We start from the raw sequence: 237 nt of genomic DNA, 5'->3' as shown, positions 1-237 counted from the left end.
CGAAGCGGTGTGGGGCATCGGCTGCGATCCGTTCGATCAGGCCGCGGTGCTGCGGCTGCTGGCGATCAAGCAACGGCCGGTGGACAAGGGCGTGATCCTGATCGCCGCTTCGCTCGATCAGCTCGATGCATTAGTCGATTGGGCGGCGCTGCCGTCCGAGCGCGCGCAGGCGGTGCGCGCGAGCTGGCCGGGCCCGCACACCTGGGCGCTGCCGGCGACCGCGTTGGTCCCGGCGTG

The 237-nt window shown here is 71.7% G+C and carries 1 protein-coding gene; it reads left to right on the top strand.

The features are described 5' to 3' along the window. Positions 1–237 (top strand): tRNA threonylcarbamoyladenosine biosynthesis protein RimN (locus tag HKX41_13420; protein NNC25134.1); only part of this gene is annotated, 237 nt, incomplete at both ends.

The organism is Salifodinibacter halophilus, assembly GCA_012999515.1.
Taxonomy (GTDB): domain Bacteria; phylum Pseudomonadota; class Gammaproteobacteria; order Nevskiales; family Salinisphaeraceae; genus Salifodinibacter; species Salifodinibacter halophilus.
The sequence above is the reverse complement of the archived record's forward strand: the minus strand, read 5'-3'. Positions and strand labels throughout refer to the sequence as shown.